Origin of the sequence: Mesorhizobium sp. M2A.F.Ca.ET.067.02.1.1 (genome assembly GCF_004023285.1) — a bacterium.
Taxonomy (GTDB): Bacteria; Pseudomonadota; Alphaproteobacteria; order Rhizobiales; family Rhizobiaceae; genus Mesorhizobium.
On sequence record NZ_RZSB01000205.1, the window covers coordinates 1 to 8,472 of the forward strand.

Consider the following 8,472-nt stretch of genomic DNA (forward strand, 5'->3'; position numbering starts at 1 on the left):
GGCCCGGCCACTTGCAGCCGCCGGAGCGGATGGCGATATCGACATCCTCGCGCGCGAAATCGGTCAGGCGGCTCGACGTGTCGAGCCGCACGGCGAGTGCTGGATGAGCGATCTGGAATGAGCCCAGATGCTGGGCCAGCCAGTTCGAGGCGAAGGTCAGCACGGTGGTGACGCAAAGCAGTCCGTCGGCGCCGCCGCGCGCCGCGGCATAAGCCTGACCCAGGATGGAAAAGGCTTCGCTGACGGCAGGCGCCAGGCGCTGGCCGGGTCCGGTCAACTCGATCTGCTTCGGCCGGCGCAGGAACAGCGGCGCGCCGATGCGTTCCTCCAGCAGCTTGATCTGGTAGCTCGCGGCCGCCTGGGTCATGCCCAATTCCTGCGCCGCCTTGGTGAAGGACAGGTGCCTTGCCACCGCTTCGAACACCCGGATCGCCTGCAGCGGCGGCAGCGGCGCAAGCTGCGGAGGGGTCAGATCGGGCATAAGGCCTCCTTATGGGTCATGATCGAGGTTTAATTGGAAGCACGAACCAGCCAGACCGATATTTGGGATCAACGATCAATCCAGTTCAAGGCTGACGATCATGGTCACGGTACAGGAAAAACTCGTTTCCACCCCCGCACGCGGCTGGTTTTTCATGCTGGTACGGGAATTTGCAAAGTTTTCGGGCCGCAGGCGCGGCTACATCGATGTTCGGGAACTATCCGAGCATCTGCAGCGCGACATGGGTTTTCTCGACGGCAATGATCCGCGCGGACCCTCGCAATAGCCGGCTTCTTTTATGGCCATCAGCCGGCAAGCAGGGTTTCGGCCGTCCGTTCGTCGGTGATGAGGCCATTGACCAGCCGGCGGTTGACGGCGGCCAAAATGCCCGGCAGCTTGCGGTCGCCCATGGCCAAGGCGATGACCAGCGATTTTTCCCGCGACGGCAGCGCGGCGGACGACACGCGGTCGTTGGTGATCCCTTCGATCATGCGGCCTTCGCGGTCGAACACCCAACCGACGATCTCGGCGATGCCGCCGGCTTTCTGCAGCGCCTTCAGCTCGCTTTCGGAAATGAAGCCGTCCTCGTAGAGCGGCGCCTTGGGCCCGAGATCGCCGATGCCGACGAAGGTGACGTCGGCTTCCGCGGCCAGCGCCAGCGTCGGCTGGATCATCGGCTGGTTGAGCAGCATCTCGCGCTCTTCTGGCGAGGAGGCGATGACCGGCAGCGGCATCGGGAAGGACCGCGCCTTGACGCGGTCGGCCATGGTGAAGATGACGTTGTAGAAGGCGGCCGAGCCGTCGGGCGAGATGTTGCCGGTCAGGGACACGACCTTGTGCTGCGGGCAGTCCATCGGCGGCAGCTGCTCGATCGCCGCCTTCAGCGTGCGCCCGGTGCCGATCGCCATGACGATGGGGGCTTCCGAGCGCAGCCGGCGCTCGATCTCGGCCGCTGCCGCCTCGGCGATGCCGATCGTCGTCGAGTTCGACGCCGGATCGCTCGGCACCACTTCGACAAGATCGAGCGCGAAACGCGATTTCAGTCGGGCGGCTAGGTCGAGGCAGTTGGCGATCGGGTGATCGACGCGCACCTTGATCAGCCCTTCGGACATCGCCAGCGACACCAGCCGCTGCGCCGTCTGCCTGGAGATGCCGAGCTTGGCGGCGATCTGGTCCTGCGTGTTGCCGGCAACATAATAAAGCCAGCCGGCGCGCGCGGCATCGTCCAACCTGGTGCTGCCGGTTTCCTGTCGCAAACTCACGTCCTGCCTCCCCGCCCGCAAGAACGCTGAAACGGGCGCCATAGCTTACAGCGAATATGCCGGCGCGCAATTGTCTATCGAAAGAGCAATTGCTTGGGCGCCCCACAGGCCTCCCGAAGATCTGCCGTCACGCCCCGAACCATTTGCCGGCGGGACGGTTTATCTCCGGCGGGAAACCGATTAAGGGGATCGGCGAAGGAGCCGCGCATGACGCCGAAAGCCGTTTTCTGGGATATGGACGGAACGCTGGTCGACAGCGAGCCCTTGCATGAGGCAGCCCTTGTGGCGGCGCTGCGCAGCGTCGGCATCGCCCCGCCGCACGACCTGCATGAGCGCGTGCTGGGCATCGCCGCATGGCCGGTCTACGAGATGCTGCGCGACGAATTCGGCCTCGACCTGCCTTTCGACGACTGGATCGTACGCAAATACGATCACTACCTGCCGCTGGCGGAAACGCTGAAGCCACGCCCCGGCGCGATCGAGGTGTTCAACGAATTGCGCGCGCTCGGCGTAGAGCAGGCGGTGGTGTCCAATTCCGACCGGCTGATCGTCGATGCCAATCTGCGGGCCGTCGGCCTCACCTATCCGGGCATGATGACGGTCAGCCGCAACGATGTGATCGACGGCAAGCCGCTTCCCGAACCCTTCCTGCGCGCCGCTTATCTCGCCGGCGTCGACCCGGCGGATGCTTTCGCCGTCGACGACAGCCTGACGGGCGCCATGGCCGGACTGGCTGCCGGCATGAAGACGCTCTTCTGGCCGGAGGCGCCGATGGACGGCCCGGCCGGCGCGATTGTGATCAACAGCGCCGAGGAATTGCGGGCGCAGTTGGGGCTTTAACCCGAAGGTCGGTGCTGCCCCTCATCCGGTCCTTCGGACCACCTTCTCCCCGTAAAACGGGGAGAAGGAAAGGCCGCTCAATTCCGATAAACCGGCTCTTCCTCGTCCAGGATCGCTTTCAGCTCGGCCAGATGGCGCTCGGCCTGGCCGGGGTAGTCGTCCATCTCGCGCGCGGTCTTCTCGGCGATCTCGTCGGAGAGCGTGCGCAGCGGGCGCCCGGTCCACAGCGCCTTGATGTAAGTCTCGGCGGCGCGCTCGAAGTAGAACATGCGGTTGAAGGTGTCGGCGACCGTGTCGCCGATGACCATGACGCCATGATTGCCCATGACCATCACCTTGACCTTGGGGTCGGTGAGAAGCTGAGAGCAACGCTCGCCCTCCTCCTCGAAGGCCAGCCCGCCATAATTGGCGTCGACGACATGGCGGTTGAAGAACATGGCCGAGTTCTGGTCGACCGGCGGCAACGTCGAATCGGCGAGCGAGGCAAGCACCGTGGCGTGGATCGAATGGACATGCATGGCGCAGCGCGCATGCGGGACGTTGCGATGGATGGCGCCGTGCAGGCCCCAGGCGGTCGGGTCCGGCGCGTCGGGGCCGGAGAGCGTGTCGGGATCGTTGGCATCGATCAGGAGCAAGTCGCTCGCCTTGATGCGCGAGAAATGCACCTGGTTCGGGTTCATCAGAAACTTCGTGCCGTCCTCGTTGACGGACAGTGAGAAGTGATTGGCCACCGCCTCATGCATGTTGAGCCGCGCGGTCCAGCGGAAGGCGGCGGCGAGATCGACCCGCTCCTCGTAATAGGGCAGGTTGCTCAGCGGTTCCTTGTGCAGGCGGGCAAGGCTCATCGAAAATCCTCCTGTTTGGACGAGAATGCCGTGCGACGCCGCTGCCAGCAACCGATAATCGATGGCTCAGCGGATCAAGCCGCCGGGCGCGCCGACTGCAGCCCACCCTGCTCGACGATGAAGTCGATCACGTCCTGCAAGCCCTTGCCGCGCGACAGATCGGTGAAGCCGAAGGGCCTCTTGCCGCGCATGCGGCCGGCATCGCTCTCCATCACGTCGAGGTTGACGTTCACATAGGGCGCCAGATCGCTCTTGTTGATGATGAGGAAATCCGAGCGGGTGATGGCCGGGCCGCCCTTCCTCGGTATCTCCTCGCCCTGGCAGACCGAGATGACATAGAGCGTCAGGTCGGCAAGGTCTGGCGAGAAGGTGGCGGCGAGATTGTCGCCACCGGATTCGATGAAGATGATGTCGAGGTCGGGGAATTTCTTGTTCAGCTCGGCGATCGCCCGCAGATTGATCGAGGCATCCTCGCGGATGGCGGTGTGCGGACAGCCGCCGGTCTCGACGCCGACGATGCGCTCCTCCGGCAATGCCTGCAGCCGCGCGAGCATCATCGCGTCCTCCTTGGTGTAGATGTCGTTGGTGACGACGGCGATGGAGAAGTCGTCGCGCAACGCCTTGCAGAGCTTTTCGGTGAGCGTCGTCTTGCCGGAGCCGACGGGGCCGCCAATGCCGATGCGAAGAGGACCGTTTTTCGAGGTCATGCCGGAAACTCCGTGATAGCGAGAACGACAAAGCCCAGCCCGATCAACAGGCAGAGCGGCGAATAGAGGCTTTGGTCGAGCCGCGCGAAAGGCTGTTCGGGCGCCAGCCTGCGCCACCAAGGCGTGAAGCCGGCAATGCCGCGGCCGAGGAAGACGAGGCCGATCATCAATGCCGTGGCAGCCAGGCCTTCCCTTGGAAAGGGCGTCGAAAAGACACCGGCCAGCGCCAGCGGCCAGAGCGTCGCGAGCGCGAGGCAAGCGGCGACGGCGAAACTCGCGAAGGACGACGGCATCTCATCGACGCCGTGGAAGCCGACGACGGCGCGGGCGCATGACGCCTGGTCCGTACCCGGCCAGATGCCGCCTATGCCCCAATAGACATGCAGCGTGGTGATCAGGAGCAGCACGAAGGAGAGGGTGACGGCAAGGACGGTCATGAGCGGAACAGCCTGGAATATTGCGTTTCGTGCTGCATCGCCGCTATGTCGGACATGAAGGCCGAGCCGCCCAGATCGTCCAGGCTGGAAGCGGCGGCGCGCGACGCAACCGACAGCGCCAGAGGTTCAAAGCCGGCTAACAATGCGACGGCATCGACCTGGCCGACGACACCGAGCCTGATCGCCGCTTGCGCAAGATTGGAGAAGAAAGCCTGCAGGAAGGCGGAAAGCGCATCCGAAAGGCCGATGCCGCTGCTGCCGGCAACGGCGCCGACCGCAACGCAATAGGGGCAGTCGGCCGGCAACCGTTCAAGCACCGGGGACGGCCAGGCAGATACCGCTTTGAGGAAGGCCGCGCCTTGGAGCATTGTCTCCATATGACGCTCCCGCGAGCCGGCAAGAGCCTCGGCAAGTGCTGCGACTTCCGCCAGGTCGCCGCCATCATCGGGCGCACGGCGCCAGCTTTCGGCGAAGAGCACGGCGTCGTTCCAGCCCGAGCCAACCTCCACCAACGTTTCCAGCCAGCCGGCGAGATCGTCGCGATTTGCGATCAGCCCGTCATGCACGGCGCGCTCGAGCCCGTGGCTGTAGGAGAAGCCGCCGACCGGAAAGGCCGGCGACAGCCAGGCCATCAGCCGCAGCAGCGCGACGGTGGAAAGCTGCTCAGTCATGGTGATGGTGGTGGCCGTGATGATGATGGTCGTGATCGTGATGATCGTGCCCATGGTCATGATCATGATGGTCATGCGCGTGCCCGTGATCGTGGCCATGGTGGTCATGATCGTGATCATGCGAATGGCCGTGATCGTGGCCATGCCCTGAATAGGCGCCGCGCACGGGGCTGAACGGCTGCGAAACCTCATGCACCTTGGCGCCGAGGCCTTCGAGCATCGCCTTGATGACATGGTCGCGCAGGATGAGGATGCGGTCCGGCTCGATCGCCGCCGCGAGGTGGCGGTTGCCGATGTGCCAGGCGAGCTCGGTGAGATGAACGGCGTCGCGGGCGCGGATGTCGTAGACCTCTTCGGGTGCTGCGACGATTTCGAGCTGGCGGCCGTCTTCCAGCACCAGCCGGTCGCCATCGTTCAACGCCACCGGTTCAGGCAGGTCGACCAGCACCTTGTCGCCGGCCGCCGTCTCGATGGCGCGGCGGCGCAGATGGCGCTCGTCATGCGGCAGCACGGCCTTGTCATAGGGCGTCGTCAATCCGGGATCACCGGCGACAAGCACCGAGATAGCGCGTGGAAACTTGGTGAAATCGGTGGTGATGTTGAGCTTCATTTCATGGCTCCGCCATTGGCTTGGGCGCGGGCGCGTGCAGGGCGCCCGAGGACACGGTCGAAATAGGCATTCACCCGGTCGGATTCGATCGGGAAGCGGCCGGCACGAGCCCAGCCGCCCATATCGCCGAGCAAGACGTCAACGGCCGAGAAGCGATCGCCCAAGGCATAGGGCTTGTCGCCAAGCCGGCGATCCAGCGCCTTTATTTCGGATGCGAAATCATACGCCGCAGCCGGGCCGACATCGACCCGAACATCCTTCGGCAGCAGGAAGCGGTGGCGCAGCTTGTTCCATAGCGGGGCTTCCAACTCACTCTGGGCGAAATGCATCCATGAATCCATCTCGGCGCGCCCGGCGACACCCGGATTGGCGCCCATGCCCTTGTCAGCATGCTTATCGGCCAGATAGACGCAGATCGCCGCCGAATCCGTGATTTTCAGGTCGTCGTCGATCAGGATCGGCACCTTGCCTGAAGGGTTGAGCGCGTAGGCTTCCGGCGAGCGCAGCTTGACCTCGACGAACGCGTAGGGCTGCCCGAGCTCCTCGAGCATCCAGAGCACCCGGCTGACGCGGGAGCCGCGCGATCCGACAGCCTTGTACATGGTTGAACCCTTGCCTTTCCGAGAACCCTACCGCATCGCGAACGCTCAGACGATGGTGTCGAACAGCCGCAGGATGAACGATATCTGATAGATCAGCGCGGCCGCGACGAAAGCGATGTGGAAGCGCTTGTCGCGCACCAGGATCGCGACGATGCACAGCGCCACGAAGACCGGCGTGCGGATCAGATATTCGTTGCCGAAGCGGGCGAAATGCTCCGGACCCTTGAGCAGCGTATCGATCACATCAAGCAGATAGGTGAAGCCGAGCAGGCCGAAGAACCAGGCGCGGCGCGAATAGAAATAGTCCTCGTAGCTGGTGTAATCGAGCATCGAATCCGGAAACAGCAGCGCGCAGAGCAGGAACAGCGTAATGGCGTAGAAGATGATGAAAAGATATTTGCCGAAGGTCCAGTTCTCGATGGCGTAGAGGCCGAACTCCCACCACCAGAAATGCACCAGCATCAACAGCACCGAGGCGACCCAGGCGAGATGCACCGCATAGAGCCGGTATTGGCCGGGATGCTGGACGATGCGGGCAGTTCCCGAAAGCAGGCGGGTGACTCCGAGGCCGATCACCATGCCCATGACGATGCGGATATGCGGGAAGATGTCGTGCTGCGAGGCGATTTCGGTGGCCATGCCCGATCACAATGCTGCTGCTCTGCAGCATATTGCGATCTGCGCGCGCGAGCCGCAACGCCATTTGCCCGTCAATCGGACCAGCCGCCCGTCAAAACAGAAAATACCGCTGCGCCATCGGCAGCACGGTGGCCGGCTCACAGGTCAAGAGCTCGCCGTCGGCCCGCACTTCGTATGTTTCGGGATCGACCTCGACATGCGGCGTGGCGTCGTTGAGCACCATGGAATGCTTGCCGATGCCGCCGCGTGTGTTCTCGACCGCGACCATCGCCTTGTCGACGCCAAGCCTGCCCTGCAGGCCGGCGTCAAGCGCCGCCTTCGAGACGAAGGTCACCGAGGAGTTGGTCAGCGCCTTGCCATAGGCGCCGAACATCGGCCGATAGTGCATCGGCTGCGGCGTCGGGATCGAGGCGTTCGGATCACCCATGGGGGCAGCGGCTATCGAGCCGCCGACCAGCACCATCTCCGGCTTGACGCCGAAAAAGGCCGGATTCCACAGCACGAGATCGGCGCGCTTGCCGACGGTGATCGAGCCGATCTCCTTCGACAGGCCGTGCGCGATGGCCGGATTGATCGTGTATTTGGCGATGTAGCGGCGGACGCGGAAATTGTCGTTGTCGCCGGTTTCGTCGGGCAGCGCGCCGCGCTGGCGCTTCATCTTGTCGGCGGTCTGCCAGCAGCGGATCGCCACCTCGCCGACCCGGCCCATGGCCTGGCTGTCCGAGGAGATGATCGAGAAGGCGCCGATGTCGTGCAGGATGTCCTCCGCCGCGATCGTCTCCTTGCGGATGCGGCTTTCGGCGAAGGCGATGTCCTCGGGGATCGACGGCGACAGATGATGGCAGACCATCAGCATGTCGAGATGCTCGGCCAGCGTGTTGACCGTGTAGGGCCTGGTCGGGTTGGTGGAGGACGGGATGACGTTGGGCAGGCCGCAGACCTTGATGATGTCGGGCGCGTGGCCACCGCCCGCCCCTTCGGTGTGGAAGGCATGGATGGTGCGGCCCTTGATCGCCGCCACCGTGTTCTCGACGAAGCCCGATTCGTTCAGCGTGTCGGTGTGGATCATCACCTGCACGTCATAGGCGTCGGCGACCGACAGGCAGCAATCGATGGCGGCCGGCGTCGTGCCCCAATCCTCATGCAGCTTCAGCGAGCAGGCGCCGGCCAGCACCATCTCTTCCAGCGCCGCCGGCTTTGACGCATTGCCCTTGCCCGACAGGCCGATATTCATCGGGAAGGCGTCGAAGGACTGAATCATGCGCGCCATATGCCAGGGGCCGGGCGTGCAGGTGGTGGCCAAGGTGCCATGCGCCGGGCCGGTGCCGCCGCCGAGCATGGTGGTGATGCCGCTCATCAGCGCTTCCTCGATCTGCTG

Annotated in this window: 12 protein-coding genes; 2 read left to right on the top strand and 10 right to left on the bottom strand. The window is 64.2% G+C overall.

The features are described 5' to 3' along the window. A partial coding sequence (locus EOA28_RS15915) for a LysR family transcriptional regulator (protein WP_128315041.1) occupies positions 1-481 on the bottom strand: 481 nt, incomplete at its 3' end. Between the two features lie 100 nt (positions 482-581). Here EOA28_RS15915 and EOA28_RS15920 point away from each other — a divergent pair. Continuing rightward, complete coding sequence (locus EOA28_RS15920) at positions 582-767, top strand: hypothetical protein (protein WP_126080001.1); 186 nt, start codon at positions 582-584, stop codon at positions 765-767. 19 nt (positions 768-786) lie between these two features. Here EOA28_RS15920 and EOA28_RS15925 read toward each other — a convergent pair whose 3' ends face one another. Then, entirely contained in the window at positions 787-1,743 is a 957-nt protein-coding gene (locus EOA28_RS15925; RefSeq protein ID WP_126080002.1) for a sugar-binding transcriptional regulator, read from the bottom strand. A 207-nt stretch (positions 1,744-1,950) separates the two neighbouring features. On the opposite strand from EOA28_RS15925, the gene EOA28_RS15930 reads away from it, so the two are divergent. After that, positions 1,951-2,583: an HAD family phosphatase gene (locus tag EOA28_RS15930; protein ID WP_127251650.1), complete on the top strand. Its 633-nt coding sequence runs from the start codon at positions 1,951-1,953 to the stop codon at positions 2,581-2,583. Between the two features lie 77 nt (positions 2,584-2,660). On the opposite strand, the gene EOA28_RS15935 is transcribed toward EOA28_RS15930, so the two are convergent. From EOA28_RS15935 to ureC, 8 genes are all read right to left on the bottom strand, one after another. Next, positions 2,661-3,428 carry a class II aldolase and adducin N-terminal domain-containing protein gene (locus EOA28_RS15935; RefSeq protein WP_127251649.1) on the bottom strand — a complete coding sequence of 256 codons (768 nt, stop codon included), beginning with the start codon at positions 3,426-3,428 and terminating at the stop codon, positions 2,661-2,663. Positions 3,429-3,502: 74 nt separating this feature from the next. After that, positions 3,503-4,135, bottom strand: coding sequence for an urease accessory protein UreG (ureG, locus tag EOA28_RS15940; protein ID WP_042637471.1), 633 nt, complete (start codon positions 4,133-4,135; stop codon positions 3,503-3,505). Then, entirely contained in the window at positions 4,132-4,572 is a 441-nt protein-coding gene (locus tag EOA28_RS15945) for a DUF3995 domain-containing protein (protein WP_127251648.1), read from the bottom strand. Before EOA28_RS15945 ends, ureG begins: the two co-directional genes overlap by 4 nt. Continuing rightward, a complete protein-coding gene (locus EOA28_RS15950) occupies positions 4,569-5,243 on the bottom strand; it encodes an urease accessory protein UreF (RefSeq protein ID WP_348527560.1) in 675 nt (224 codons plus the stop codon). The genes EOA28_RS15945 and EOA28_RS15950 overlap by 4 nt, the downstream gene beginning before the upstream one ends. Further along, on the bottom strand, positions 5,236-5,853 hold the full coding sequence (gene ureE / locus EOA28_RS15955) for an urease accessory protein UreE (protein ID WP_127251647.1): 618 nt from the start codon (positions 5,851-5,853) through the stop codon (positions 5,236-5,238). Before ureE ends, EOA28_RS15950 begins: the two co-directional genes overlap by 8 nt. Further along, on the bottom strand, positions 5,850-6,455 hold the full coding sequence (locus tag EOA28_RS15960) for a glutathione S-transferase family protein (protein WP_127251646.1): 606 nt from the start codon (positions 6,453-6,455) through the stop codon (positions 5,850-5,852). The genes ureE and EOA28_RS15960 overlap by 4 nt, the downstream gene beginning before the upstream one ends. A gap of 45 nt (positions 6,456-6,500) precedes the next feature. Continuing rightward, positions 6,501-7,094, bottom strand: coding sequence for a hypothetical protein (locus tag EOA28_RS15965; protein ID WP_127251645.1), 594 nt, complete (start codon positions 7,092-7,094; stop codon positions 6,501-6,503). A 91-nt stretch (positions 7,095-7,185) separates the two neighbouring features. Continuing rightward, on the bottom strand, positions 7,186-8,472 hold a 1,287-nt coding region (gene ureC / locus EOA28_RS15970; RefSeq protein WP_128315042.1), incomplete at its 5' end, for an urease subunit alpha.